At 65.2% G+C, this 26,945-nt stretch carries 17 protein-coding genes; 9 read left to right on the plus strand and 8 right to left on the minus strand.

What is annotated here, in order from left to right:
• The first annotated feature begins 214 nt into the window (after window positions 1-214).
• The 3 genes from KA354_14590 to KA354_14600 all read left to right on the plus strand — a co-directional run bounded on the left by KA354_14590 (window position 215) and on the right by KA354_14600 (window position 1,991).
• On the plus strand, window positions 215-607 hold the full coding sequence (locus KA354_14590) for a GntR family transcriptional regulator (GenBank protein ID MBP7935870.1): 393 nt from the start codon (window positions 215-217) through the stop codon (window positions 605-607).
• The gene (locus KA354_14595) at window positions 601-978 is read left to right on the plus strand and encodes a hypothetical protein (protein ID MBP7935871.1); all 378 of its coding nucleotides are present in this window, start codon (window positions 601-603) and stop codon (window positions 976-978) included. Before KA354_14590 ends, KA354_14595 begins: the two co-directional genes overlap by 7 nt.
• 206 nt (window positions 979-1,184) lie before the next feature.
• Window positions 1,185-1,991 carry a slipin family protein gene (locus KA354_14600; GenBank protein MBP7935872.1) on the plus strand — a complete coding sequence of 269 codons (807 nt, stop codon included), beginning with the start codon at window positions 1,185-1,187 and terminating at the stop codon, window positions 1,989-1,991.
• Between the two features lie 127 nt (window positions 1,992-2,118).
• On the opposite strand, the gene KA354_14605 is transcribed toward KA354_14600, so the two are convergent.
• Window positions 2,119-4,770 (minus strand): hypothetical protein, encoded by a 2,652-nt coding sequence (locus tag KA354_14605; GenBank protein MBP7935873.1) that lies wholly within the window; start codon window positions 4,768-4,770, stop codon window positions 2,119-2,121.
• Between the two features lie 707 nt (window positions 4,771-5,477).
• On the opposite strand from KA354_14605, the gene KA354_14610 reads away from it, so the two are divergent.
• The 3 genes from KA354_14610 to KA354_14620 are packed head-to-tail and all read left to right on the plus strand — an operon-like array spanning window position 5,478 to window position 8,858.
• Entirely contained in the window at window positions 5,478-7,100 is a 1,623-nt protein-coding gene (locus KA354_14610) for a hypothetical protein (GenBank protein MBP7935874.1), read from the plus strand.
• 14 nt (window positions 7,101-7,114) lie between these two features.
• On the plus strand, window positions 7,115-7,579 hold the full coding sequence (locus KA354_14615; protein MBP7935875.1) for a hypothetical protein: 465 nt from the start codon (window positions 7,115-7,117) through the stop codon (window positions 7,577-7,579).
• Window positions 7,580-7,595: 16 nt separating this feature from the next.
• Complete coding sequence (locus KA354_14620; GenBank protein ID MBP7935876.1) at window positions 7,596-8,858, plus strand: glycosyltransferase; 1,263 nt, start codon at window positions 7,596-7,598, stop codon at window positions 8,856-8,858.
• Window positions 8,859-8,890: 32 nt separating this feature from the next.
• On the opposite strand, the gene KA354_14625 is transcribed toward KA354_14620, so the two are convergent.
• Window positions 8,891-10,702: a hypothetical protein gene (locus KA354_14625; GenBank protein MBP7935877.1), complete on the minus strand. Its 1,812-nt coding sequence runs from the start codon at window positions 10,700-10,702 to the stop codon at window positions 8,891-8,893.
• Window positions 10,703-11,176: 474 nt separating this feature from the next.
• On the opposite strand from KA354_14625, the gene zwf reads away from it, so the two are divergent.
• On the plus strand, window positions 11,177-12,727 hold the full coding sequence (gene zwf, locus KA354_14630; GenBank protein MBP7935878.1) for a glucose-6-phosphate dehydrogenase: 1,551 nt from the start codon (window positions 11,177-11,179) through the stop codon (window positions 12,725-12,727).
• A gap of 19 nt (window positions 12,728-12,746) precedes the next feature.
• Window positions 12,747-13,058, plus strand: coding sequence for a hypothetical protein (locus KA354_14635; protein ID MBP7935879.1), 312 nt, complete (start codon window positions 12,747-12,749; stop codon window positions 13,056-13,058).
• Window positions 13,059-13,079: 21 nt separating this feature from the next.
• Here KA354_14635 and KA354_14640 read toward each other — a convergent pair whose 3' ends face one another.
• Genes KA354_14640 through KA354_14650 form a run of 3 tightly spaced genes read right to left on the minus strand, consistent with a single transcriptional unit; the run spans window position 13,080 to window position 23,195 of the window.
• Window positions 13,080-15,716, minus strand: coding sequence for a ComEC/Rec2 family competence protein (locus tag KA354_14640; GenBank protein MBP7935880.1), 2,637 nt, complete (start codon window positions 15,714-15,716; stop codon window positions 13,080-13,082).
• A gap of 50 nt (window positions 15,717-15,766) precedes the next feature.
• Window positions 15,767-19,708: a UvrD-helicase domain-containing protein gene (locus KA354_14645; GenBank protein ID MBP7935881.1), complete on the minus strand. Its 3,942-nt coding sequence runs from the start codon at window positions 19,706-19,708 to the stop codon at window positions 15,767-15,769.
• The gene (locus KA354_14650) at window positions 19,698-23,195 is read right to left on the minus strand and encodes a PD-(D/E)XK nuclease family protein (protein ID MBP7935882.1); all 3,498 of its coding nucleotides are present in this window, start codon (window positions 23,193-23,195) and stop codon (window positions 19,698-19,700) included. The genes KA354_14645 and KA354_14650 overlap by 11 nt, the downstream gene beginning before the upstream one ends.
• Before the next feature lie 141 nt (window positions 23,196-23,336).
• On the opposite strand from KA354_14650, the gene KA354_14655 reads away from it, so the two are divergent.
• A complete protein-coding gene (locus KA354_14655; GenBank protein ID MBP7935883.1) occupies window positions 23,337-24,233 on the plus strand; it encodes a hypothetical protein in 897 nt (298 codons plus the stop codon).
• Between the two features lie 46 nt (window positions 24,234-24,279).
• Here the strand turns inward: KA354_14655 and KA354_14660 are convergent, their stop codons facing one another.
• From KA354_14660 to KA354_14670, 3 genes are all read right to left on the minus strand, one after another.
• Window positions 24,280-24,858, minus strand: a complete 579-nt coding sequence (locus tag KA354_14660; protein MBP7935884.1) for an aminodeoxychorismate/anthranilate synthase component II — start codon at window positions 24,856-24,858, stop codon at window positions 24,280-24,282.
• Window positions 24,855-26,039 carry a glutamine-hydrolyzing carbamoyl-phosphate synthase small subunit gene (carA, locus tag KA354_14665; protein MBP7935885.1) on the minus strand — a complete coding sequence of 395 codons (1,185 nt, stop codon included), beginning with the start codon at window positions 26,037-26,039 and terminating at the stop codon, window positions 24,855-24,857. The genes KA354_14660 and carA overlap by 4 nt, the downstream gene beginning before the upstream one ends.
• A 117-nt stretch (window positions 26,040-26,156) precedes the next feature.
• Window positions 26,157-26,906, minus strand: coding sequence for a YggS family pyridoxal phosphate-dependent enzyme (locus KA354_14670; protein ID MBP7935886.1), 750 nt, complete (start codon window positions 26,904-26,906; stop codon window positions 26,157-26,159).
• Window positions 26,907-26,945: the final 39 nt, after the last annotated feature.

Genomic DNA, 26,945 nt, shown 5'->3' on the forward strand with positions numbered 1-26,945 from the left:
ATCTTCAAGAGGGTAGGTTTCCACTACATCGCCGAAAACGCCATCCAACCCCGCTGATCGCCCGGAGAACGCGGATGCCAACCCGAAGATCTTTTCAAAATCGCAGTTGTTCAGTAACTTGGGCTAGAACGGATCTCATCCAGCCAATAAGCCAAGAAAACCCTTGACAATGACCTACTAATGTAGTACACTAGTAGTATAGTGAGATAGACCTATGATTCAATTTGCACTCAGCGGACATAGCGGCGTACCCATCTACCGGCAGATTCAGGATCAGATTCGCTTCGGGATCTCCTCTGGGCGACTCCAGGCCGGCGAACAACTTCCCACGGTCCGGGCCCTGGCGGTAGAGCTGTCGGTCAACCCCAACACGATCATCAAGGCCTACACGGAACTTGAACGCGAGGGGGTGCTGACCACAGAGCAGGGTACGGGCACCTTTGTGGCTCAGCAGCCGGCTGGTGGACTCAGCGAAGCCGACCGGCAGGCCAAGCTCGAGTCGCTCTGCGTGGAGTTCCTGGCCCATGCCGGGGGCTACGGCTTCACCGCCCAGGAGGTCAACCAGATGATCCGGCACCTCCTTGAGCAAGGAGGGAGACCATGCTGATCCGACTGGGTTTCTCTTCCGGCCGACAGGGAGCCGGTGACGAGACTCCGAGAATGCGGGGCCTGACCGTCGAGTTCGCCATCCGGCCGGGGGCGGCCAACCCGACGCAAGGGATCGTGATGCGGAGGATGCCGGAGCCGGGTCGCTCGCTGGCCACGGCTCCCGGTACGCCTCTGCCGGCCGATCAGCCGACAGCGATCGTCGTGGCGGGGGCAACGGACCGGCCGGCGGGTTTGGAGGCCCTGTGTGCGCGGTTTCTGTCGCACGCCAGCGGCTGCGGCTTTAGCCCGGAGGAGATTGGAGAGATGGTCCAGCAGCTCGCGGAGGCGGAGGAATGCACCTACCGGCAGGCGTTCGAACGTGGAGATTGAGGCAGAGAGGCTCGTTTACAGAGGCAAAGGAGACCACGATGGCACGAACCACTCATCCGGAACTGGCCCTGGAGGCGGAACACAAAAACCGTGAGAAGCAGCGGGCATCCACCTATCTCATCAACGTGGTGATCGCCGTGCTGATCGGCATCGTCGGGGCGTTGCCCTGGATTACCCTACCTGGGTCCAGGACGCCGGTCGTCACCATGGATCACCCTTGGCTGCTGACCGCTCCGGCGATCCTGCTGGTTCTGATCGCGCTGTTGGCCGTGCGGATCGCTCTGCAATGGGACCGTGCGGTCATTCTCAGGCTGGGCCGATTCCATCGCCTGGGCGGGCCCGGCGTCTTCTGGCTGGTCCCGATCGTGGACCGTGTTGCCAGGTTGGTGGACATGCGCGTTCGGGCGACGGATTTTCAGGCCGAAAGCACCCTGACGCGTGACACCGTGCCGGTGAACGTGGACGCGATCTGTTTCTGGCACGTCTGGGACGCACAGAAAGCGGTGCTCGAGGTGGAGAGCTACTACCGGGCGATCGTCCTGTCCGCCCAGACGGCCCTGCGGGATACCATCGGCCGCCACACCCTGGCGGAGATGCTCACTGAGCGCGAAGCCCTGGGCAAAGCCCTCCAGGAAGTCATGGACGCCAAGAGCAACCCCTGGGGTATCACCGTCCAGTCGGTCGAAATCCGTGACGTGATCATCCCTCAGGCACTCGAGGATGCGATGAGCAAGCAGGCCCAGGCTGAACGGGAGCGTCAGGCCCGCATCATCCTCAGCACCGCGGAAACCGAGATTGCCAGCAAGTTCATCGACGCGGCCCGACCCTACCAGGACAACCCCGTGGCCGTTCACCTGCGAGCCATGAACATGTTGTACGAGGGGCTCAAGGACAAGGGCTCGATCATCGTAGTGCCGAGTTCCGCGGTCGACAGCATGAACCTCGGCGCGATCGGTGGTCTGGCCAACCTGGTCGAACATAAGAAGGGCGCCGCTTCGCTTCCCGCCGAGTAGCGGCTCGCCGGCTCCGGCCCTTCCGACAAAGAAACCGCCCTGCCATCGTCGCTGATGAGGAGGCAGGGCGGTTTGTTTTCACGGCGCTGTCCATGGCCGTCGACCGACGGTCACGAACCGAGGGATGCTACTGTTGTCCGCAGGTCGGACTCGCCGGAACGCTCGGCCCACTGTAGCAGGCCTCGAACGCGTTGAAATCATTCATGTCGACCGCGTTGTCCATGTTGCGGTCGAAGCAGAAGCACAGTTCTTTGTTGAACTGCTGCCCCGGGTCGCCCGGTCCCGTGTAGCACAACTGCCAGACACCGAAGTCCACCTGGTCGACGTCCCCGTCGTCATCGGCATCAGCGAACGGGGTGTGGCCGCAGCAGAAGCCACCGGCTACGCACAGCGGATCGTCGCAGTCGATCAACCCGTTGCAGGAGTTGTCCAGACCGTCGGAGCAGAGTTCCTGGCTGTCCTGGGGCACCGGAGCACCGGTCGCGACCTTCAGCGTGCAGATGATCTCACCGTTCCTGTCGGTCTCGGCGGACCCGCAGTCATCGCTCACCTTACAGGAGATGACCGCCAGTTGCAGGACCCCGTTCTCATACCAGTTGTCGCACTGCTCGACGGTGTAGTCGACGGTGGCCTGATCGGTGCCGATCTCCGTCTTCACGCCCCTGACCGTCTTATACCACTGGTAGTGGAGCACGCCGGTTCCTGCCGCACTGCAGTAGAAGTGGGCGTTCTTCCCCACGTCCACCTCAACCGGGAAGTACACGGAGAGCCCGGTCGGGTTACCCTTGACAGTCAGAACTGCCTCCGAACTGGTAACGCTTCCACACTCGTCGGTCACGACGCAGCGGACCTTGGTGCCGCTGTCCGCTGTCTGAACGTTGGGCAGCGTCACCGACGTCCCGGTCGCCGGCGGAACGATGTCCCCGAAGACGCCATCACCGGCCGTGTCCTTCTGCCAGACATAGGACAGTGTGCCCTTACCGGTGGCAAGGACCGAGAAGGTGGCATTGGTATTCTGGCAGACCGTGGTCGACGCCGGCGCCTGGGCAAAGAAGACGCCAATGCGCAACGTGGCCAGCCGGCTGACCACCACCCCGTTGGCATCACAGACCTTAGCGCTCATCACCGCTCCGTTGTACGACGCGGCTACGTTGCCGAGCGACAAAGTGGTCGTCGTTGCGCCGGCGATGGTCACGCCTTCGCCGTTAGTGCCGTCGCTCAAATCAACTCCGTCTTTCTGCCACTGGTAGGTCAGGCCGCTCCCGGTGGCTCCCACGGTCAGCGACGCGGAGCCGTTCGGGCAGAACGAGACATCCTCGGGTTGGCTGGTGATCGTCGGCCCGCCCGCGCCAGGCTTGTCCAGAACGAAACTGGCGCTGGTCAGGTCCTTGTGATTCGGGCCATCCGGTGGTGACCAGACCCTCAGCCACTCCGACGAATTGCAGATCGTATACAGGTTGCCGGCGTCATCGAATGCAACGTCAGCGACCTGAACGTTACCCTCGGCGGCGACTATGTACAACTGAGCGCCGGTCGTCGAATCGTAGATCGGCACGCTGCCTTGATACCGCTTGGATACCGCAACCCAGCCCTTCGATTCGCAGACGCCGACGCCGCGAACATAGGGCTGGTCATTGGGGGTTGTGAAGGTCGCGATCTTTGCGCCAGTTGGATCGTACTTCTCCACGGCCGCGGCTTCGCCGGCCTTGGCACGATAGTTGGTGATGTAGAAGTTGCCGTCCTTGTCGCGGGCGAAGTCATATCCGTAGTACGGCGTCGTGTAGATGAATCGAGTGCCCACGTCCCCCGCCGTCGCCCTGTCTTGGCTCCCCAGTATGTATTTGATCACGCCTCTGTTGTTCGGAGCAGAAGCCCAGTAGTTGGAGTTGAGGCAGCAGAGCTCGCGGTTGCCGGCTTCCTTCGAACCGATGGAGAGAAGGCTGCTGATCCACTGGCCGATGTCGTGATTATCCGCGTCGGTCTCGTTGTAGTGTGTCTGGTTGCTGTAATCGCCGGCCAGCAATTGGACGACAGAAGACAGATCGGGGGCAAACTCGAACGCGAAGTCGTCGAAGAAGCTGGCCACATAGACGTGACCATCATCCCATCCGATGTTCAGCCTGAAGGGAGACGAGTAGTTCGTCGTGTCATGCGTCCAGTCGGTCATGGTGCCCGCAGGGTCGACGGCATTTGAGAAGGCAACCTCGGCACCGTCCGCAGACAGGCAGTAGACGCCATTCTGGGTGTTACGACCGAAAGCGGTCACGCCGGAATCATCCCCGACGTTGTTCTCCGCGACGTAGATCTTGCCGTAGTGGGGGCTGGCCGGGTTTCGGTTGACATCTACGCCCGTGGGGTAGTAGAAGGAGTGTGCGGTGTCGTGGCCACCAATCTCCGACCAGGAAGCATGCCCTTGATCCGCCGCGGTGATGCGGAACGAGTAGGTCTTGTCCACGCCGCTGGGGGCTCGGGTGCCGTCATCCTTGCGGCCGTCCCACTGCCAGCCGTGCTTGCCCTTGGCCTGGCGGGCGATGGTCACGGTCCTGATCGCCGTCGAGGAGCTGTCCAGAACCTCGATGGTGACACCCGGCCGAACGCCGTCGCCGTTGGCATTTTCGTTGAGGATGTAGGTCACCGTTGCGGTGCCGCATGTGCCGTTCAACGCCGATGCGTCGAAAGTCACGCCTGACGGGTACACGTTCGCGTACGCCGCGACCGGCAGCGCGACGAGACACGCCGCGGCCATAAGCACTGACAAGTAGCTCGTGTGACGGTTCATTGGATCTCCAGCTCCTTTCCAGAAAAGAACAGTGAGAAGAATCCTCAACCCGACTGGATCGCTGGGCCTGCGGCAGCAGACACGTTCCATGCCGCAGACAGCCCGCGGGCCAAGCGTCGAGACCGGAAGCTCAGCATCCCCGCCAACACCCCCTCCTTGCTCCTAGAGGTGTTGCCAGCCATTGGCATTTGCATAATACCATAATCGGCCCTTTCTGTCTACCGCAAAAGGGCCCAAGGACTTGTGAATCAAAGGATTACCAACGCTTATCACCCCCAACCTGATGGCTGATCCACCGGCGGCATCACCCAGATCGCAGCGTGTTGCCGCACGTCCCAGCCGACCCGGCCAAGGGCTCTTGCGAGCCCCGACCGAAGCCATAAGGCCTGACCCTGAAAAGAGTTGGGGGATCAGGGCTCGCTTCCTCACGTTCGTCTCGCCCCGCGTACCCAACCGCCGCCCCCCTCCATAGGCTGCCCAGCAGATGCACACGACGACCTTAATGATCGTTATTATTGGCCCTCTCTTGGCGCCTTACGATCCGGCTCGGGCAGCGGGCGAACCCACCGCCTCGCAAGGCGTCCGGCACGCCGGGGGAAGATGAGCGGGAGCTGGCGCCGCCGCCGCCGCCCCCGCCCACCGGCATCGAGTCCGAGATCGGGAGGTCCGGTGGCAGATCGACGGGTTCCCTGCTAGAGTCTGTGCCCGTGCCAATCGTCGTGCGAGGACTGACGCTGGGGCTGGACGAGCCGGAGGAGCTACTGCTTCAGCGGGCGGCGGCCAGGCTGCGTATCGCCATGAGCGACATTCAGGCATGGGCGGTCGTCCGTCGCTCCCTCGACGCGCGGCACAAAGACCGAATCGCGTTCACCTACAACGTCGAGCTAGCCCTGGTTGGTCCGACCAAACGGGAGAAGCACGTCCTCCATCGCCTCCGCCGGCCGGACGTTTCGTGGCTTGAGCCCGAAATCGTACCCGATCCGGAGTCTGGATCCGAGCCCATGCCCGACCGGCCGGTGGTTGTCGGCTTCGGGCCGGCCGGCATGTTCGCTGCCCTCACCCTGGCCAAGCTCGGCTACCGGCCGCTGGTTGTCGATCGCGGCCAAGACGTCTCCACCCGGCATCGCGACGTTATGGTTGACTTCTACCGGGCCCGGCGATTCCATCCGGAGTCAAACCTCTTGTACGGGGAGGGCGGCGCGGGGGCATACTCCGACGGTAAGCTGTACACCCGGGTCAAAGATCCGCGTGTCCAGCTCGTGCTCGAGACTTTCTACCACCACGGGGCCAAGCCGGACATCCTCATCGACGGCAAGCCGCATGTCGGCTCGGACAAGCTGCCCGGCATCTGCCGGCGGATCCGTCTGCATATCGAGGCCCTCGGCGGCGAGGTTTGCTTCGGAAGGCGACTCGACGACGTGGTCATCGACAACAGCCGATTGACCGGCATCGTCATCAACGGCGAGACGATCGCCTGCGGCCCGGTCATTCTGGGCATCGGCCACTCGGCCCGCGACACGCTGCGGATGCTCGGACGACGAGGTGTGCGTTTTGAATCCAAGCCATTCCAGATAGGCGTTCGGATCGAGCACCCCCAATCACTCGTGGACCGCTGGCAGTACGGTCCGATGTGCGGCCACGAGCGTCTGCCGCCGGCCGACTACCAGCTCGTGGCCAAAGGAGTAGCCGACGGGGGCGGCGACGTGTTCAGCTTCTGCATGTGCCCCGGGGGCATGATCCTGCCGACCAATGAGCTGCCCGGGCACCTCTCCACCAACGGGGCAAGCCGGTCGCGGCGCAACGGACCGCGGGCCAACAGCGGCCTGGTCGTGACCCTCGACCCGTGCATCGTCTGCTCCGCGGCGGCGGATGATCCCCTGGCGGCATTTGAGTCTCTGCGGACCATGGAGCAGGCCGCGTTCGAGGCCGCCGGCGGTGACTACCACGTTCCCGCTCAGCGTGCGGGCGACCTTGTGCAGGGCAAAACCTCCGACGGTTGCCTCGAAACCAGCTATCCGCTGGGCGGTCGATGGGTGGATCTGCGCCGAATCCTGCCGGCGTCGATCATCGAACCGGTTGCCCGGGCGATCGAGCAGCTGGACCGGCGGTTGCCCGGTTTCGGTGGCCCGGATGCCCTGGTCACCGCCCCGGAAAGCCGAGCGAGCGGCCCGGTGCGGATCACACGCGACCCGGCGACTCGCCAGTCCGCCTCGACCTCGAACTTGTACCCCGTCGGTGAGGGTGCGGGCTATGCGGGCGGCATCGTCAGCGCCGCCATCGACGGCCTCAAGAGCGCCGAGGCCGTTGTCGCCCGATACGCCCGACCGTGAGAAACGATGCCCCGATGACCGATTCGCTGTCAGACACGTTCCACATCGCGACCCTTCGTGAGGCCGCCAGACGTCCCGAAGTCGTCACCGCGCTCCGCAGGTTCTTCGACGAAACCGACCGCCTCATCGCCGGGTACGACCCCACCTGCTGGAATCACGGCCACTGCTGCCAATTCGGAACCTACGGTCACCGCCTGTACGTGACGGCATTGGAGGTCGTGCTGTACCTGGCCGGGGGGTACGATCTCCCGCTGATCGAGCAGGACACTTGCCCCCACGCTCGCGATGGCCGTTGCCAGGCGCGGACCTGTCGCCCCCTCGGTTGCCGCGTCTTCTACTGTGACCCGGCAGCCCGGGGATGGCAGGGTCCGCTCACCGAGGAACGTCTGGGTGTTCTGCGGGACTTGCATGGACAGTTGGGCGTGCCCTATTTTTATGCCGACTGGATGGCGATGCTGCGGGCACTCCAGCGAGACTGAGACCGGAACGTCACCCATGCATGTGATTCTGATACCGTTGGGGAGTGTCGGAGACATCCATCCGTTCCTGTGGCTGGGGCGTGGTTTGAAGGCCCGCGGCCATCGGGTGACGCTGATCAGCAACACCTACTTCGAATCGATGAGCCGCGGGGCGGGGCTCGATTTTGACGCCCTTGGCCCCGTGGAACTGTACCACGAGATCGTCGAGAACCCGGATGGCCGCGATCCCAAGAAATCGGGCAGGCTCTTCCGTGAGAAAGTCCTTCCGTGGCTGATTCGTCCGATGTACGAGATCGTGGCCAGGCACCACGCGCCGGGTGAGACGGTCATGGTGGCGAACGCTGGGGCCTTCGGGGCCCGCATCGCCCAGGACCACCTGGGCATCCCCCTGGCCACGATCTGCCTGCAGCCGCATGCCTTCCGCAGTATCCATGAGACGCCGAAGCACCCTGACTGGCCGATCCTCAGCTGCCTGCCGCGCCGCTGGAAGAAGATGGTGTTCGCCTTCGTCGATCGTTTCTGCATCGACCCGCTGCTCGGGCCGCCCATCGATGCCTTCCGCGTCGAGTTGGGCCTGCCCGCCGTCAGGCACCATCTCGGTCAATGGCTCTTCTCGCCGCAGCGCATCATCGGGCTGTTTCCGCCCTGGCTCGGCCAGCCGCAACCGGATTGGCCACGGCAGACGCGCTTGACCGGCTTCCCGTTGTACGATGCCGCCGAGGACAAGCCGCTGCCCGCCGGCCTGGCCGAGTTCCTCGACGCCGGCCCCCCGCCGGTGGCGTTCACCATGGGCTCGCCGTTCCGCGACCAGGATCGCTTCTTCCAGGCCTCGGTCGATGCCTGCAGACAGCTTGGCCGGCGCGGCTTGCTGGTCACCCGACACAAGGAACAGGTCCCCGCTGGACTGCCCGACGGGATCTTGCACGTGGAATACGCACCCTACGGCCGGGTATTCCCGCGCGTGGCCCTAGTCGTTCACCACGGGGGCATGGGCACACTCAGTCAGGCCCTGCTCGCCGGCGTGCCGCACCTGATCATGCCCATCGCCTACGATCAGCCGGACAACGCCGACCGGCTGACCCGGCTGGGCGTCGCCCTGCCGATCAAGCGAGCCCTGTACACCGCTCACACCGCGGCCGCCGCCATCAGGAAACTGACCGAGTCGCGCGACGTGGCCGCTCGCTGCCGCGAAGTAGCCGCCAAGGTCCGTTCCGCCCATCCGCTCAACGACACCTGCCTCCTTGTGGAGCAGCTGAGGTCGCCGGCCGTGGCTCGATAATCCCCTCCATCGTCCGCCAGCCAATCCCTGGTTCAGCCTTCTCGAAGCTTCTCCCGCTGGACCTGCCAGACGACCGCGGCCACGAAGTAGATCACCGTCACCAGCATCAGGCCCCGTTTGTAGCTTTCCATGTTGTCGTTGTAGATGCGCTCGTCGGCCCCCCCACCGAGGAACACGCGTAGAGCCAAAGCGATGATGGCCGCCAGACTCAGCACCGCGCACCCGCCCGCCACCCAGGCGAAGCCGGGTAGCCCGCCGGCCGACCTCGCCGCCGCGTCGGGTCGAGCAGCCGGCCCGCCACGGGCTGCGTCGATCGGCTTCTCGACTGGCTCACCCGGGGCGGCCTTTGACCCCATGACCGCTGCCAGAAACACATACAGCCCCGCCGCGATGAACCACCCCGGCAACCACCGGAAGAACAGATGCACGCCCATAAGCTCCATCGGCGATCTCAAAGCCCCACCGGTGAACTGCTCGATCGGGAAGCAGATCACCAGAACCACCAGCCAGGCGATCAGCGCCGCGGGATTGACGCTCAGCCGGCGCTTCTCCGCCCAGTACTGGCCCAGCCCGAGCTTCGGAAACAGCCAGTGCTCGGCCACGATGATCGCTCCGATCGGCATGAGCATCAGCCCGTAGATGGCCACGAAATCAAGCAGCTTCATGAAGATTGCCGGAAAGAGAGCCACGATTGTGGTGATCCCCCCCGCGGCTACGGTCACCGCCCACCGCGGCCAGTTCGGCGTGATGATCTGCAGGGCCAGCCCCGCCCGGTAGATGGTCGGATTCGCCGTCGTCCAGCCGGCCAGCAGCACGCAGATCAGTCCCGCGGCTCCCGCCGCCCGGTTGGCCATCTCACCGGGGTTGAGTTGACTGCCCAACACGGCGCCCATGATCCCGGCACAGATCCAGGCACAGAAGTGCCCGAGGTACATCCCAAACGCCGAGTAGAAGCCGTAACTCCAGTGCCGGGCATAGCGGAACACGGCCATGTCCGACAGCCCGATGTGCATCGCCAGATTCGCGAACCAGGCGAAGAAGGCGACATGCCAGAAACCCAGCTTGACGCCGCCGTGCACCGCCACCCCCGTCCAGATCCTCTCGTTGGCAATTGCCCAGAGCTCGGAGAAGTCGCGAACATCGCCCAGCTTCGGCAGCGTCGCCAAGGCCCCGGCCAGGAAAATCGGGAACATCCACGGCGAGCAGACCGCGGAGAACTGGCTTAGCTTCTTGAAACCCGCGATAGCGAGTACGACCACCAGAGCCCCGATGGCCAGCACGATGATCACCCACCCAACGCTGTTGGGATACACGTCCGTCAGGCCGGGGTGAACCAGCCTCAGGCCGAGCATGTGGTTCAGGCCCATGACCACGGCGGAGGCCGACACGCCGATCATCGCCGCTGCCAGGCAGCAGTACAGCAGAGCGTTCACCAGGTTATAGACCACGGTCAGACCTGGACCGATGATCCGCCGCACGTACCAGTACAGGGTCAGCCGGACCCGCGTGGCGATCGGAGCACAGACAAACGCCCACGACAGGACCGCCAGGAAGTTGCCGAGGAGCAGGCCGAAGACCAGATCGCTCGCCCCCGCCCCCCAGTGAACGAAGAGAGCCCCGATGACAAACTCGGTTCCTGCCACATGCTCGCCGGCGAACATGGCCGCGAAGTACCGCCCGTCGTGCAACTTGTCGGCGCTGACCGGCTGGCGCTCGTACTCGTACAGCTTGTCCAGGCGGGCGGCGAGAGTCCCGCCCCCCCGAGCGCTCGCCGCGGCTTCGAGGGATGGCAAGCCCCGACCAGATGTTGAACCCTGACCCGACGGCGACGGCGTTCCCGGCATCGGTCGCACTCCTTGCGTAGGGATGAGCTCACACAGATACCCGGAGGGGCTTATCTTAGAGTCTGGTCGTCGGGATTCAACGGTCGCCAAAGCATCGAAGGCAAGCTCGCTCCCCAGCTTCCGCCCGCGGCAGTCGTGACGACGGTTCGGTCCACATCAAGTCGTGGGTCAGGTAAGAGACGGCCTCTTCAGCTGGGCCAAGCGGCGGACACCTCCAAAAAACCACGCAGCGCGGCGCACAAGAACACGCCTGGCCGCCTGCTGCACGGACGTCTGCCGGCAAGGAGGCCCGACCGCCGCAAGAAAGACCCCGCGGATCCCGCAGCCAGGCGGTTGACTCGTCTGGGCAGGAAGCTACTGCCCGGTTGTTAGCAATGATATAATCGCGAGGCGAACCGGGGCGGCTACGTAAGCCGCTGTCAATCATGGTTTTCCGAGCGAACCGATTTCGACCTGAGATCGCGCCTGGAGACGATGGCTTTGAATCCCACAACCGCCAACCCATTGCGTCGCGACCTGCCGGATGCCACCACACCCGAGCCTTGCTGCGTCGCACTGTTCGGGGCAACTGGGGATCTCACCCAGCGCAAGCTGATCCCCGCCCTCTACAATCTCGCCCGGGAAGGATTCCTGCCGGCCGGCATCACGGTCATCGGCGTCTCCCGGCGAGACTGGACCGACGACCAGTTCCGCGAGGCCACGCTCGCGGCCGTCGGCGAGCATTCACGGCACAAGCCGGTGCTGCCCGAGGTCTGGCGCGGCTTCGCCCAGAACCTCTTCTATCAGAAACTGAGCTTCGACCGTCCGGCCGACTACGTCGCCCTTGGCCGGCGCCTCAAGACCCTGGCCGCCGAGCGGCGGATCCCCGCGAACTGCCTGTTCTACCTGGCGACCGCACCGGAGTACTTCGCCACTGCGGCCGAACAGCTCCACGCCGCCGGACTGGTGGCCGCCCCCCACGATAAGACGTGGACCCGATTGGTGGTTGAGAAGCCGTTCGGGCGCGACCTGGCCAGCGCCGCCGACCTGAACCGCCGACTGCAGGCCGCGTTCGATGAGTCCCAGATCTTTCGCATCGATCACTACCTCGGCAAGGAAACAGTACAGAACATCCTGGTCATGCGGTTTGCCAACGCGATCTTTGAACCGATCTGGAATCGGCGTTATGTCGATCACGTGCAGATCACCGTGGCCGAACGGGTAGGCATGGAAGGCCGGCGGGGCCAGTACTATGACACGGCCGGTGCCACCCGCGACATGGCCCAGAACCACATGATGCAGCTCCTGTCGCTCGTGGCCATGGAGCCACCGGTGGGCATGGACGCGCGGGCGATCCGCGACGAGAAGGTCAAGGTCCTCCGCGCTCTCCAGCCGCTGGTCGGGCCAGGGTCGACCGGGGCCAGCGTCCGCGGCCAGTACGGCCCGGGCAGCTTCGCGGGCAATGCCTTGAAGGGATATCGCCAGGAAGAGGCGGTGGAGCCGGCGTCGAGCACCGAGACGTTCGTCGCGCTGCGCCTGCACATCGACACCTGGCGGTGGTCGGGCGTGCCGTTCTACCTGCGGACCGGAAAACGGCTGCCCAAGCGGCTGACCGAGGTGGCCATCCAGTTCCGATCTCCGCCGATGGCCATGTTCGCCGAGGCCGAGCAGCTGCCGCAGGCCCCAAACCAGCTCGTGCTCCGCGTGCAACCGGACGAAGGCATCTCGCTGTCATTCGAGGCCAAGGTGCCGGGCATGCGGATGCGGATCCAACCGGTCAAGATGGACTTCCGCTACGGGACCAGTTTCGGCGGTGACTCGCCCGAGGCCTATGAGCGGTTGCTGCTCGATGCCATGCTCGGCGACGCGACGCTGTTTATCAGCGCCGAGGAGGTGGACTACTCATGGCGGCTGATCTCGCCCATGCTGGAGTCGTGGACCGCAAGCCCGTCACCGAGATTCCCGAACTACGAGGCCGGCACCTGGGGCCCCCCCGAGGCGGATATGCTGTTTGGTGACTCCGGCCGCCACTGGCGGCGGCTGTGACACGGGTCAGAGGTCAGGCATGGAACCGCGATCGCGACCCCGCGTTGTCTTCAGGTGGTGCCCGACGCGCACACGGCGCTGGCTGGTCGGCTGCGGCCTGGTTCTGTCCGCGCTCATCGGCATCGCGCGGATCGCAGCTATACCCTGGTCATGGCAATATGTCGACGACACACTCTCCTTGGCCGTCTTCCTGGGTGCGTTCGCCTCGACAGCAGTCCTCTTCTGCCTCGACTTCCGCCGCCAACACCCTCTCGGCCACTGCCGCAAGTGCGGCTACGATTTGACCGGCAACTTGAGCGGGGTATGCCCGGAGTGTGGCGCGATGCTCTGACCGCTCGCATCCCTCATGCAATCACTGCACTGTTCCCTGTTTCACCCTCCTGCCCACCGCGGACGAGTCGGGCAATGCCCGCTTCCTGAATGACGAGACCTTCAGTTCAGCGGTGCTCATCCGTATCTCGATCGCGCCATCCTCGGCAGTGTTGAAGTACTTCCGGCCAGCGACGAGTTGCAGCAGACCGTTGCGAGTATCCGCGTCGCGCTGGCCGGTCGAGCGGATGCAGTACGTCGGGTCCACCGCCCGGATGAAGGCGGCGGTCGTCTCGTTCACGCCGCCATGATGCGGCAGGATGAGCACGTCGGCCCTCAGGTCATCCGACGCGATCAGATGATGCTGGGGCAGTTCCTCGATGTCGCCGCAGAACAGAACCCGCTTGCCGCCGCAGGTCAACCGCCAAACCAGGGAGGTATCGTTGGCTTTCTGCAGGTCCACCCGGTCGCTCCCGGGCGGCCAGAGGACCTCCATGGCGGCACCGCCCGTCCCGGCAAGCCGATCCCCGCGGCTGACCGTCTCGATGAACACCCCGCGGCGACGGAGTTCCTCGATCAGCCGCAGCCCCGGGCCGCTCTTCGTGCCCGGAAGTACGAACCCGGGTGACAGAACCACCCGATCGACCCGCCGCCGGGCAACGAGGTCTGGCACACCGCAGAAATGGTCCAGGTTCGGATGGCTGATCAGGGCCGCGTCGATTCGCCAGATGTTCTCCCGGGCGAGCAGCGGTGCCAGTTTGTACCTCTCGACGTCGTACGGCGGTCGGGCCCCCATATCGCAGACCAGAACCTGGCCGTTGGGCAGCTGAAGGAGACTGGCCAGGCCATTGCCCACCGCCAGAATGTGAACGCGACATTCGTTGCCCGGGCTACGCGGGGCAAGTTGCCAGACCAGCACGACCGCAAACGCCAGTCCGCAGGCCGCGACCCATCGCCGCCGGATGCGAAACCACGGCCGCAGTACCCACAAGGCCAGAACACCCGTTCCGCCACAAACCAGCCACGCCGGTACGGCCGGCGTGGCCAGCCCAGCTCCAGGCCAGGAGGCCAACCACTTGACCAGAGCGATGAGCCAGCCGGTCAGCAGGGCCAGCGGGTATCCAAGCACGTCGGACACCGGTGACAGCACCAGGCCCAGAACCGCCTTCACCAAGCCGAGGATCTCGACCACGCCGACCAGGGGCAGCACGGGCAGGTTGCTCAGCCAGCCCCACGTCGCCACGCGGTGGAAATGATGAGCCGCCGGCAACAGGCCCGCCAGCCAAGCCACAAAAGACACCGCCAGGCACGAACCCATCGTCCTGACCGCCCACCGCCGCACGCGCCGGAGCCTGCCCGGCGGACTGATCCGGTCCTGGATCTCGGGCATGAGCAGCGGATCATCCCGCCGCAACACCCAGTCGACGCCGCTTCGCCCAAGTCGCATGACCGGACGATAGAGGTACATGATGCCGATCACGGTGATGAACGAGAGTTGGAAGCCGATGTCGAACAACTGAGTCGGTTGGAAAGCGAGCAGGACCAGCGCGGCCAGGGCCATCCAGTTGAGCGTCCGAGCTGGACGGCGAAGTAGGACGGCACCGCACAGCAGGTTGCCCATGAGCATCGCCCGCCAGATCGGTGGCTGTGGCTCGGCCACCACCCCGTAGGCGGTGATCAGAACCATGGCCCACACCGCGCAAGACCGTCGCGAGGCCCCAACGACCATCCCCACGAGCCAGACCAGTCCGAGCAGCATAGCGACATGGGAACCGCTGACGCTCAGGATGTGTACTGTGCCCGTGACCGTGAACGCCTCGTTGATCTCCGGCGATACGGCACTCCGCTGTCCGAGGACCATGGCGGCCAGCAGTTCCGCACCCGGTTCGTCACCACGAAACGTGCCATCCAACATGGCCGCCTGAACCCGGCGCCGCATCTCGGCGATGGCCCGATGGCGATTGGCCTCCTTGGCCAGCACCGCGACGTGGGCGGCCCTCTTGCAGACCAGCTGAGCCAGGACCCCTCGACGACGACTGGCCAGGGCAAAGTCGTATTCGCCCGGGTTCGATGGCGGGACGATGCGGCGCAGCTGTCCGCGCAGGTCGACGCGATCACCCGCAACGACATGCTCGACCGGTTCGCGGACCAGGACGGCCACCAGCCCGCTGGCCGGAATCTCGCCTCCCTCGCTTGCGATGTGTTCCGCCATGATGTTCATGTGCGTGCAGGGCTTCAACTCCATCCACTGGACCCGCCCGGAGTCGGGCGATCTGACCAGCGGCGGCGATACGACCGTGCCAATCAGGCGAACCGGAGCCGGTTCGTCGGTGCAGAAGTACGCGATGTGATCGGCCCTCCAGTGGCGAAAGCCGATATCGTGCCGCGCCGCGCCAACCGCGAGCCCGGCCAGCAGAACCGCCCAGCATCGCAAGCTGTCACGATGACGAAAGCGAATCAAGGCCATACCCGCCAGCACGAATACCGCGATCAGAATCGGGAAAGGTACCGCCCACCGGCTGTCTAGCACGACACCCAGAATGAACCCCAGAGCCGGAGGCAACAGCGGCTGCGCGACCAGCCACTCCTGGAGCAGTTCACGACGCGACCGCACCGGGCGGGGGCAGGGATCCGCGCCGTTCAGAGTCGAATCAGAGACCTCGTATATCCGGAACGACATGGGCAAATGATCCGTGGTCGCTTCTCACTTCGCGGTTCTCGCTCAGCCGGTCATCCGTCCAGCTCGAAGATCACTTTCGCCCGCAGGAAGACCAGCGACTTCCGTTTCACCGGTCGGTGATAGATCGCCCTCAACGCCTCGGCGTAGGCGTCGATCTGAACTCGATAGAGCGCGGCTCGCGATGGGACAGCGTGGCCCTCGACGGCGTCAGTCTTGTAGTCAAGAATGTCCAGTCCGTCCGATTCCACCAAAAGCAGATCCACCATCCCGCGTATCAGCACCACGTCCCGGGCGTCGCGACCGCGCACGAGCGGATCCACTTTGTCCGGTGACACGCGCGAGGTCACCGGCACCTCCCGTCGGACGTCGGCGGCTCGTCGTCGGACGAGACAGCCGAGATCGCTGTTTAGAAACCAGGCCACGCCGTCCAAGAGCACCCGGCCCGCGTCCTCGGCCGTCATCCGTCCCTGCTCGATGAGACGCTTGAGCTGGACCACAAGATCCCGTGCGTCGCATGACCGTCCCAGATCGACCAGCTGCAGGAATCGGTGGGTGACCGTTCCGATGTCGGCCGCATCGGGGATCGCCTCCTGTTCCAGAAACAGGGGGCGAGGAAACAGCCCAGGGCCGGCCGGGCCAGGTCGAGGCATCTCGTCTGGATCGAGCGTCGGATCAAGCCGACGCTTCACCTCTGTCACCCGCATCCGAGCGAGGAGTGTGGTCAACTCCGGGCACGGGTAGTGGCTGGTCAGGGCTGCAACAATCGGTTCAATCGACTCGTCATCGGCACGCGGCTCGTCGGCCGGCAATGGCTGGAGGTCCGCGAGACGTGCCAGCGGCTCGGCCCGACTGACCTCGACGGCTGGCGGGATGTGCCAGGCGTCCGTCGTGGCCCGGTCGTGGACGTAGATCTTGAACAGCGGCGGCGGGCCGGCGGCGTCGCTCTCGCCCGCCCATTCGACGGTGCTGGCCGGCGCCGAACAGATGGCCGGCAACAGCCAGTCCTGCATCGCCGCCGCCTTCTCCATCTGGTACCGCGAAACCCCGCGGTTCGATCCGCCAGCCCCTGCTTGCCGATGGCGCAAGGTCGCCACGCGCGCCGGCGACATCCGGCCGACGAGCAGGAGATGCTCGCGCGCCCGGGTCAGGGCGACATACAGCACGCGCAGCTCCTCGGAGAGATTCTCCTGGCGTATGTGGTCCGCAGCGATCTGGTGAATCAACGTCGGATACCGGATCCGGCGCTCGGGGTCCGCCGCCCGAGGAGCGATGCCGTATTGACGGTCGATGAGGATCGTTGCCGTTGCGTCCCGGAGATTGAACCGCTTCTGCAGATCGGCGAGGACCACCACCGGAAACTCGAGCCCCTTGCTGCCGTGGATCGTCATGATGCGAACTACGTCGTCCGCGGCCGACCCCCCGGATGCCTGCTGTGGGGCGTGCTCGGCCGTTAGCAGATCCTCGATGTACCGAAGGAAACGCCGCAACCCCTGGCGGGCAAAGCCGCCGAACTCGCGGGCCAGTTCGTGAAGCCGGCTCAGGTGGTCGCGACGCTGAAGCCCCCCGGGGAGACCGGAAGCGTAGGCCAGGTAGCCCGTCTCCTCGTACAACTCCCACAGCACCTCCGCGACCGGGTTGCATCGAATACGTTCCCGATAGCGGTCGAGCATGGCCATTGCCTGGGCCACGCGGTCCCGAAGCGACTCGTCCGGACCGCGATCCGCATACTCCATCACGACCTCATGGAAGGACATGCCGTGGTTCAACAGCCGAATCTCGAGCAGCTCGGTTTCGTCGAACCGGTCCTTGAGCAGCGGCGATCGCAGCACCGAGGCCAGGGGGATATCCTGCCGGCGATTATCGAGGACGCGTAACAGACTGACGATATCGTTGAACTCGGTCGTCTCCCACGCTGACTCCTGGCCTTCGACGCGAACCGGAATCCCCATGCGACGGAGAACCTCGGCGATCGGTCCGGCTTTGTATTGCAGCGAGCGAAGCAAGATGACCACATCGCGATACTGGAGCGGCCGCATGGCCGGCGGGCTTCCCGGCGAGGCCGGGTGATCGGCGACGTGAAACCGCTTGCCCTCGGGATAGCCACCCATCCACTCGCCTATTCGCCGAGCGATCAGGAAGGCCTCGCGTTCGATGCCCTCCAGCTCGTCGGCTGCATCCTGGAACTCGGGTCCTCGCTGATCCTCGCCCTCGGCGGACCCGCCCTCGGCTGGTGAAGGTGCCGCCGGCTGCGTGGGCGCGGCGACCGGCTCGAGGATGTGCATCTCGATCGCCGACCGGTCGAAGACTGCCGCGTCATCGGCCGAATCACCGTCGACACAAGGGGGATGGCTCGCCCCGGCGTGCAGCTCGGCCCTGTTGTCGTAGTCGCTGCCGCCGAACTGGCGGCTCATGAGTGGGCGGAACACGGCGTTGACGGCGTCGATGACCGCCGCACGACTGCGGTAGTTCTCCTGCAGCCGGATGACCTCGCCCGGCTTCGTGCCCGCCTCGATCCCATCCTCGCGAGCGGTAAACACTTGCGGCTCGGCCAGGCGGAAGCGATAGATGCTCTGCTTGATGTCACCCACCACGAAGAGGTTGCCCTCGGGCGGGTCGGCCTTCTCCCGACTGACCAGCTCGAGAATGGCAATCTGCAGCGGGTCCACGTCCTGAAACTCATCGACCAGCACGTACCGGTACTGGCTCTGCAGCTGGCGGGCAATCTCGCTGGGGCGATCGGGCCGTCCACCTTCGCTCAGCAGCCGGAACGCGCCGCGCTGCAGGTCCTCGAAATCGATGACCGCCTGCTCGCTCTTGGCCGCCCGGTAGCGCGTGCCGAATTCCGTCGCCAGATCCGCCAGCGTCCGGACATGGGGAGCGACCTTCAGCATCCCCTCGCGGTACTCGTCGGCCGTGAACTGGCAGAAGTCGTCATCCAGCCGCTCGTGCAGTCTCTTGAGCTGGTCGCGGAGCTTCTTGGCGGCCTCGAACGCCTGGGCATCGCTCTGCGAGAGACTCCGCGGCCGCCTCCTCGAAACCTCGAACTCGAAACCGCGGATCAGATCCGCTGCCTGTTGCCAGCATTCCGGACTGCCGCTTACCAGCTGGAACCACTCGCGCAGACGGACCGCATGCTCATCGATGGCCTCGGCGTGCATCGCCGCCACCGGCCAGCATTGGCGAATCGTCGCCGCCAAATCGTCGCAGTACTCCGCCTGGAGCTGCAGCTCACGGCCCAATCGCTCCTGCTGGAGGTGATGGAGGCGGGCGACCAGACCCTCGGGGGCACTCACATCCACATTCTTCAACGCCCGGGCCAGCCAGCCGTCAGGCTCCGCCAGGCTGTTCAGGAAGCGGTGCAGGCCAAGCACGACCGGAGCGATTGGCTCATCGCGCCCGCCGCCGTATTCGTCCACGAACCTGCGAAAAGCGTCTCCGCGCCCACTCTCCTCGCCGTAGAGATCGGCGAACTGGGCCTCGAGTACCTCCCGGCGGAGCAGTTCGGACTCGTCGCCGGCCAGGACCGTGACCTGCGGATCGACGCCGGCCTGTGGGAACCAGCGCTGGATCAGCGTCTGGCAGAACGAGTGAATGGTGGAGATGCTCGCGTTATCGAGCTGATAGAGCTGTTCGTTGAGCCGCGACTTGTCCGGGCTGTCGCCAAGGTGGTCAACCCGCCTCTGAATGGCCTTGCCGATCCGGGTCCGCATCTCCTCGGCAGCAGCCTTGGTGAAGGTCACGACCAGGAGTTCGTCCATCTCACACCGTTGCCCAGCGGGTAGGTCGCACACCAGGGCGGCACATCGCTCCGCCAGCACCGTGGTCTTGCCCGATCCCGCCGCGGCGGAGACGAGTAGACTGCGATCGACGGTCAACACAGCTCGTCGCTGAGAGTCGCTCAGATGGTCCAGCAGGCCATGACCCGCGTCCACAGGCAGGACACCCGTTCTACGCCGGAGCGCTTCCGACGATCGGCGCGGTTCACGAGCCATGTGAGCCGCCCCCCTTCATCGCGTCCAGCGCGGCTGGCTTCCTGAAGGACTGGAGAACGCGCATCGGCTGTGTTGAAACCTCGAACCGGCAGAATGGAGCGAAGTGACAAAACCGGCAGGGCCGCTGCCGACGCAGCCAGTAGGGATAGACGTCGACCCGGCCGTCGAGCAGATCGTCGGCCAGCTCGCCCATGCGTCTGCCGACGTGGCCGAGCAGCTTCTCCATTCCCTCCGGTTCGACTAGATCGGAGTTCGCGTAGGGCCGGCCTTCGCCGGTCAACTGGGCGGCGAGATACATGGATTCTCGATTCGCTCTGGCTGTGCCGTCGAGGCTGTCCAGTCCGTTCACGTCCGCGATTCCGCGCCACAGGTAGCGAAACGCCCTCTCCTCGCTGGGATGCTTGACGCTCTGGTAGCCTTCCAGGAGCGGAAGGTAAAACGCGGCGGCCGGTTGAATCGGTCGGCCGGCCAGCGAATGGCCTCGCTGACGCAGGACCAGCAGGTAGCCAACCAGCTGCAGGGCCAGGCCGTGGTACACGTCGGTCAGATCGAGCTTCTTGTACCGTGCGTCGGTTGTCTTGTAGTCGACCACCAGCCCAAGGAGCACGTCGCCCAGGTCGGCGAGGTCCACCCGGTCAATCCGTCCACGAAGCTGGATCTCTCGGCCCTTGGGCGTCCGGAGGACCAGGGCGTCCTTCGCGCCCTGGTAGCCAAAGGACAGCTCAACCTTCCACGGACGGAACCGGCCCACCTTGGCGAAGTCTCGCTGCCAGCGAGTCACTCGAGCCATGTACCCGCGATGTCGCCCGGCCAGGAACGCGTGCCGGGCAGCTTCGAGCATCATCTGATCGGCCAGAACCGGCTCGACCTTGTTCGCTGCGGCCATGATCCCTTCCTCGATGTCCGCATCCTCGAGATCCGCCAAATCGGTGCCGCTCTTCGCCAGGAGCCCGATGAATTCCTCCATGATCGCGTGGCAGTAGACACCGACGTCCACCTGGGCGAGCTCCGCCTCGGCCCGCGAATCGAGCCGCAGGAAGTACCGGGCGTAGTGGGCGAACGGACACGCGGCGTAAAGCTCCAACTCGCTGACGCTGCCCACAAACGGCGTTCGCACCGCCCGCTGAACCATGCCGGCACGGAGCCTGGCGTCGTTGCGGTAGCCCAGGCCGGCCAGCAGCTGCCGGAGGGTGACCGACCATTCCGGCCGGTTCCTGGCCGCCTCGTAGAGCGCGTTCCACTTCCGGCGGCGAGCCTCATCTGTCTCCTGGACCCGCGGGACACGGTAGCGAAACTCGAGCGCCAGGCGCTCACCCAGTTCACTAACCTGAGTCAGGCCCCGGGCCGAACGGTCCATCCGCGGATCACCGACCTTCTCGACCTCCAAGCCCGGCACCGCTTTCAGAATCGGATCGAGGAACGGCGACGGCTGCACCGGCGAGCCATCGGCATCGGCTCGGGGATAGCTGATCCAGAGGTATTCACTGGCTCGGGTCAGGGCGATGTAGGCCAGCATGCGCTCATCGAGCATCTGCCGGCGCCGCGAAGATCCGACCTCTACCCCGGCCTTCTCCAGGGACTCGCGCTCCGTGTCGCCGAGCAGCGGATCCTCCGACCGGCGCCGCGGGAAATGAACCCGATCGAAGCCCAACAGAATCGTGGCCCGCATCGACGGGTGGCGGCTTCGCTCGATCGCACCGACCAGAACCTGGTCGAGCGTCGGCGGGGCCAGACCGATATCGAACTCGGCCAGACCGGCCTCGATCGCTTCGCGAACCTCGCCGATCCGCATCCACTCGCCGCCCAGCGCCTTGACGTACTCGTCGAGCAACTCGACGAAATCAGCCCACACCTGGCGGTGCATTTGAGCTCCGTCGACATCCCCAACCGCTTGCGCCCGGTCCGCCCAGCCGTGCAGCGTCTCGGCCGCCTTCATCGCGTCCAGCCGCTCGAACAGGGCGGTCGCCCACACACGGCCCTCGAGCTCCTTGGCGGTTGCGGCCACATCCAACCACGGCCCGACCAACGCCAGCCAGCGGCGTCGCAGGCCGTTGATCCGCTCGATCGTCGCCCGCTCCGGATCACCGAGCCGGCCCTGCTCGTCCTTGTGCTTGAACATCCGCGTGCCCGTCCAGGCTTCGCTCCAGGACGCTCGGCCGTTGATCCCCTGGGCCAATAGATAGTTCTCGAGCAGATCGGCATCGTCCGGCGACATGGGCAGCAAGCCGGTCTTGAGTGTCAGACGCACGGAATCGAGCCGACAATGGTCGGTGGCCACGGCCAGCAGGGCGCGGACCAGTTCGATCAGCGGATGGTAGGCCGTCGGGCGACGGCGATCGATGAAGCAGGGAATACCCTGAGCCCCCAGGGCCGCCGAGAGCAGATCGTGGTATGGCCCCATGTCCCGCACGATGACGGCCACGTCGCGGTAACGCATCGGCGGAACGGCCGCACGCGTCAGCCGTTGGATCTCGGCGACCGCCGCCTCGACTTCGGACCGGCGATCGGGCAGTTCCAGCACCCGGATCGCACCGGTCGAGGACCGCCTCGCTTGCGCCCACGAACCCTCCAGACACAGGCACTCCTCCAGCCGAGCCAGTTCCGGAGCCCGGAAGCGCGGGGGCCGTTCGTCGTCCAGCCGCACAGGCTCGTCGACGGCCACACCCGCCTCGCGGAACCGTTTCCGCAGCCGGACCATCGTCCGCTCCGTCCGAGCGAACAGCGAGACGGTCATGCCCGGCAGGTTGTCCGACTGCACCGCCGAGGCGGCCGGGTTCACCAGCAGGGCAATCTCCATGACCGCCACCTGCCTGGCGAGCTCGACCAGAACGGTCACCTCCTGGCCGGTGAAGCCCGCGAAACCGTCTACCCACACCTCGGCCCCGCCGAGCCAGGTGCACTGGGGAAGCCGTTCAGCCGCGAGATTCAGGTACTGGGCCGGGTCCAGCCGGTCGCCCTGAAGGTAGGCGAGGTAGGCCTGGTAGAGACGGGCCAGATCGCCCAGCTTGGCCGCACCCAACGGGTTCTCTCGCTCGAAGCCTTCCGCCAGTTGAGTCAGCGCCGAAGGCTCGACCTGCTCGCGCATCAGCTCGTCGATCGCGGCGGCCACCTGGCGGACCAGGCCGGACTTGTCCGCCACCCGATCGAGAAGCCGCAGCCGGGCTCGCTCGCGATGGATCAACCGGCGAATAGCCATCTGGCGTCCCAACCGGCCGATAGTCCGATCGCCGCATCGTGGGTCGGTCCCGGTCTCGGCGAAGATGCGGTAGGCCAAACGCTGAAAGCTCAGAACTTCGCAGCGGGTGAAGCCGGGCAGGTCGGGTGTCTCGATCAGGGCCCGCTCCATCTGGAAGCTGGCCTGCTCCGGCACCAGCAGCAGCAACCGGTTCCCTTCTGCCGCATCGACGCGAAGCCGTTCCCGTACGGACTCCAGACACCGCCAGGTCTTGCCCCAGCCTGCTCTGCCCACCATGAACCGAACCGACATGCGTGCCGCTCCCGCAAGATGGCGGCATCATACCTTGCGCATCAGACGCAAGCGAGCCAGGTATCACCTCCGCTGACACAAGACTCCCCTTTCGCTAGAATACGATGGACAACCAGCAGGAAACGAACCCGAGGAAACGGCATGTCGCGAAGTCCCGGCCGAAGCAGTTCAACTCGAAAGGGGCTCACCAGAGTGGAGATCGTGGCGTTCTTCGCCTTCACGGTGATCATTCTCGCCCTGATCCCGCCAATCACGTTCCAGCGCACCGGCAGGCTCGCGCCGCTCGCGGTGTGCGCGGCTAACCTCAAAGAACTGGGTAGGGGCATGCACAGCTACGCCGGCGAAAACGCGGGCACATGGCCGATCGCCGCCCACGCCCCGGCCACCGAAAACGGCAAGTGCACCGTCACCTATGCCCCCGGCAAGATCGGCACACGTCGAGGCCACCCGGAGGATCCAAAGGCGGGCGAGACCCGCATCACCGACACGGAAATGTCTGTCACCCGCAGTCTGTGGACTCTGGTCCGACGAGGCATGAACTCGCCCCCGTCCTTCGTATGCCCGTTGACTTCCGACCGGCCCGGCACGGACGAGAATCCTCAGAACCTCTGGGACTTCGCCAGGTACAGCGAGATCAGCTACGGGCTACAGGTCCCGTATGGCACGCACGGCCGGCCCGCCACCACCCGCGACCCGCGAATGGCCTTGGCGGCGGACAAGGGACCGTTCGGTGCTGCCCTGGAAGCCGGGGCACGGCAGCCTGGCCCCCCAAAGGCCGGAACCGCGGCCGCACCCGGGGACTGGATGCCCTGGAACTCGCCGAACCACGGCGGCAAGAACCAGACCGTCCTGTACGCCGACGGACACATCGAGTCTCAGACAACGCCCGTCGCCGGTTACATGAACGACAATATCTACACTCGCTGGTCGGACGCCAGCGGCGGTCTCGGCGGCGACGAGCCGATCCGGGTGCAAGGCACACTCCCGGCGGGGACCGAGGCGCCCTTCGGCGACACGGACACCTTGATCTACCCATGACGGCGGGCCATCACCGCGAGAACCCCGCGACCTGGAGGGGCCGATCTCACATCTTCAGGAAGTTCGCCAGCAGGATGAAGCCTTCCTCGGTCAGGAAGCTCTCCGGGTGAAACTGCACGCCCTCGATGGGCATGGTTTTGTGGCGGACGGCCATGATCTCGCGGTCGGGATTGTCGGTGGTGCGGGCGGTGACTTCGAGGACCTTGGGACAGCTCTCCGGCTTGATGACCAGCGAGTGGTAGCGGGTCGCGGTGAACGGGTTGCTCATCCCACCGAAGATCGTCTTGCCGTCGTGGCGGATCTGGCTGGTCTTGCCGTGCATGAGACGGTCGGCGCGGACGATCTCGGCGCCGAAGGCGCACCCGATGGACTGGTGGCCCAGGCAGACACCGAGGATCGGCATCTTGCCGGCGAAGTACTTGATCGCCTCGACGCTGATGCCGGCCTCCTTGGGCGTGCACGGGCCGGGCGAGATGATGAGATGGTCGGGCTTGTCGGATTCGATCTGGTCGAGGGCCACCTGGTCGTTGCGATAGACTTTCATCGCCCGGGTGCGGTCGATCTCGCCGATCCGCTGGACGAGGTTGTAGGTGAACGAGTCGTAGTTGTCGATGAGCACGATCATGCGGGCTTGCCCTCCAGGCGGGCCTGGGCGGAAGCCATGTGCTCGGCGGTCGGGGCCCGGCCGGTGTTCATCATGTCGGCGAAGCAGTCGAACAGGTAGATCGCATCGTGCGGGCCGGGGCTTGCCTCGGGGTGATACTGCACCGAGAAGATCGGCAGATCCTCGTGGCTGAAGCCCTCCAGCGTCCGATCGTTGAGGTTCTCGTGCGTGGGCACGCCGCCGACCTTGAGCAGGGTGGCCGTATCCACCGCGAACCCGTGGTTCTGCGAGGTGATCTCCACCCGGCGGGTAGCCAGGTTGATGACCGGCTGGTTGCCGCCGCGGTGACCGAACTTCAGCTTGTAGGTGCGAGCCCCGAGGGCCAGGGCCAGCAACTGGTGTCCCAGGCAGATGCCGAAGATCGGCACCTGGCCGATGAGCCCCTTGAGGGTGTCGATGGCGTATGCGAGCGGCTCGGGATCGCCGGGGCCGTTGCTGACAAAGACCCCCGTCGGGCGATAAGCCAGGATATCCTGGGCGCTAGCGGTTGGAGGTACTACGGTCACCTCGCAGCCGATCTCGACCAGGTTGCGCAGGATGTTGAGCTTCATGCCGCAGTCCATGGCCACGACGCGGAACCGCCCGGCGGGCTTGCGGTGAGCCATCGCAAAGAGACTCTCGTAGCCCCGGGTCCAGGGAAACGGCCTGTCGGGCATGACCCGCTTGACCATGTCCTCGCCGACCAAACCGATCCATGCCCTCGCCCGCTCAACGAGGACGGCATCGTCCAGGATCTCGGTCGAGATCGCACCCTTGAGCGCACCCTGGATCCGCAGCTTGCGGGTGATCGCCCGGGTATCCACGCCCTGGAGGCCGACCACGCCATGCCGCTGGAGGTATTCGTCGAGCGACAGGGTCGCCCGGAAGTTGCTGCTCCGCCGGGCCAGTTCCTTGATCACGAAGCCCTCGACCGCCGGCCCGCGCGACTCGGCGTCCTCCTCGCTCACACCATAGTTTCCGATCAGCGGGTAGGTCATGGTGACGATCTGGCCGGTATACGAGGGGTCGGTGAGGATCTCCTGGTAGCCGGCCATCGAGGTGTTGAAACAGACCTCGCCCACGTGCGTGCCTGCGCCCCCGAAGGCACCGCCGGTGAAAACGGTTCCGTCTTCAAGGGCCAGTTTACAGACGCGAGTTCCCATGCAACACTCCAGCGGGATGTCGGCCGCCAGGCGTCGGCCGCCGGCAATCAGTCGCCATCTATCAGCTCAGGACCATAGATTAACGGAGACCGGGCGGAGAGGAAAGCGCGATGGCCGTCAAGGCGTGACGCCCTCGAAAAGGACCCGGCCAACGCGGACCATCGTGGCCCCTTCCTCGATGGCAATCTCGAAATCGTTGCTCATGCCCATGGACAACTCGCGACAGTCGGGCGCAACGAGCCTCTCGCAGCGCAGGTCATCCAGCAGCTCGCGCAGGCGGGCGAAGTGCGGTCGGGCCTCTTCAGGATCGTCCACCAGCGGAGCCATGGTCATCAGGCCGGTGATGCGGATCCCGGGCAGGGCCCGGAGCAGTTCAACACAATGCGAAATCGCTCCGACGGCCATCCCACCCTTGCTCTTCTCGCCGGAGACATTGATCTCGATGAGCAGGGGTATGACCTTGCCGATCTTGACCGCCTCGGCGCTGATCTCCTCGGCCAAGCGAAGACTGTCCAGCGAGTGAATGCAGTCGGTCCAGGGCAGCAGCGCCCGAACCTTGTTCCGCTGCAGGTGACCGATCATGTGCCATTGCGGCTCGGCCGGCGTCCCAGGCCCTTCCATCCGGCGCCGTCTGGCCAGATGCTCACGGACCATGCTGGCTCGCTTAATGAGTTCCTGGACCCGGTTCTCGCCAAGATCGGCGAGCCCCATCTCGATGGCCGTGCGAATGATGTCGATCTCGACCATCTTGGTCACGGCGATCAGGCGCACGTCCTCAAACCGCCGGCCTTTGCGTTCGCAGGCACCGCGTACCCGATCATGCAAACGTTTGAGGTTCTCGGCCAGCTTGCGGCGTATCGTGTTCATCGGTACCCCTGTACCCTGCAGGAGTATCAGGGCAAACCC

The organism is Phycisphaerae bacterium (genome assembly GCA_018003015.1).
Lineage (GTDB): Bacteria > Planctomycetota > Phycisphaerae > UBA1845 > PWPN01 > JAGNEZ01.

What these genes read in the sequence shown, in the direction of transcription:
- KA354_14635 (MBP7935879.1), top strand. Translation starts at nt 12,747, where the DNA reads ATGGAACCGCGATCGCGACCCCGCGTTGTCTTCAGGTGGTGCCCGACG.
- KA354_14645 (MBP7935881.1), bottom strand. Translation starts at nt 19,708, where the DNA reads ATGGCTCGTGAACCGCGCCGATCGTCGGAAGCGCTCCGGCGTAGAACG.
- KA354_14670 (MBP7935886.1), bottom strand. Translation starts at nt 26,906, where the DNA reads ATGAACACGATACGCCGCAAGCTGGCCGAGAACCTCAAACGTTTGCAT.
- KA354_14625 (MBP7935877.1), bottom strand. Translation starts at nt 10,702, where the DNA reads ATGCCGGGAACGCCGTCGCCGTCGGGTCAGGGTTCAACATCTGGTCGG.
- KA354_14600 (MBP7935872.1), top strand. Translation starts at nt 1,185, where the DNA reads ATGGATCACCCTTGGCTGCTGACCGCTCCGGCGATCCTGCTGGTTCTG.
- KA354_14595 (MBP7935871.1), top strand. Translation starts at nt 601, where the DNA reads ATGCTGATCCGACTGGGTTTCTCTTCCGGCCGACAGGGAGCCGGTGAC.
- carA (MBP7935885.1), bottom strand. Translation starts at nt 26,039, where the DNA reads ATGGGAACTCGCGTCTGTAAACTGGCCCTTGAAGACGGAACCGTTTTC.
- zwf (MBP7935878.1), top strand. Translation starts at nt 11,177, where the DNA reads ATGGCTTTGAATCCCACAACCGCCAACCCATTGCGTCGCGACCTGCCG.
- KA354_14615 (MBP7935875.1), top strand. Translation starts at nt 7,115, where the DNA reads ATGACCGATTCGCTGTCAGACACGTTCCACATCGCGACCCTTCGTGAG.
- KA354_14640 (MBP7935880.1), bottom strand. Translation starts at nt 15,716, where the DNA reads ATGTCGTTCCGGATATACGAGGTCTCTGATTCGACTCTGAACGGCGCG.
- KA354_14605 (MBP7935873.1), bottom strand. Translation starts at nt 4,770, where the DNA reads ATGAACCGTCACACGAGCTACTTGTCAGTGCTTATGGCCGCGGCGTGT.
- KA354_14660 (MBP7935884.1), bottom strand. Translation starts at nt 24,858, where the DNA reads ATGATCGTGCTCATCGACAACTACGACTCGTTCACCTACAACCTCGTC.
- KA354_14590 (MBP7935870.1), top strand. Translation starts at nt 215, where the DNA reads ATGATTCAATTTGCACTCAGCGGACATAGCGGCGTACCCATCTACCGG.
- KA354_14650 (MBP7935882.1), bottom strand. Translation starts at nt 23,195, where the DNA reads ATGTCGGTTCGGTTCATGGTGGGCAGAGCAGGCTGGGGCAAGACCTGG.
- KA354_14620 (MBP7935876.1), top strand. Translation starts at nt 7,596, where the DNA reads ATGCATGTGATTCTGATACCGTTGGGGAGTGTCGGAGACATCCATCCG.
- KA354_14655 (MBP7935883.1), top strand. Translation starts at nt 23,337, where the DNA reads ATGTCGCGAAGTCCCGGCCGAAGCAGTTCAACTCGAAAGGGGCTCACC.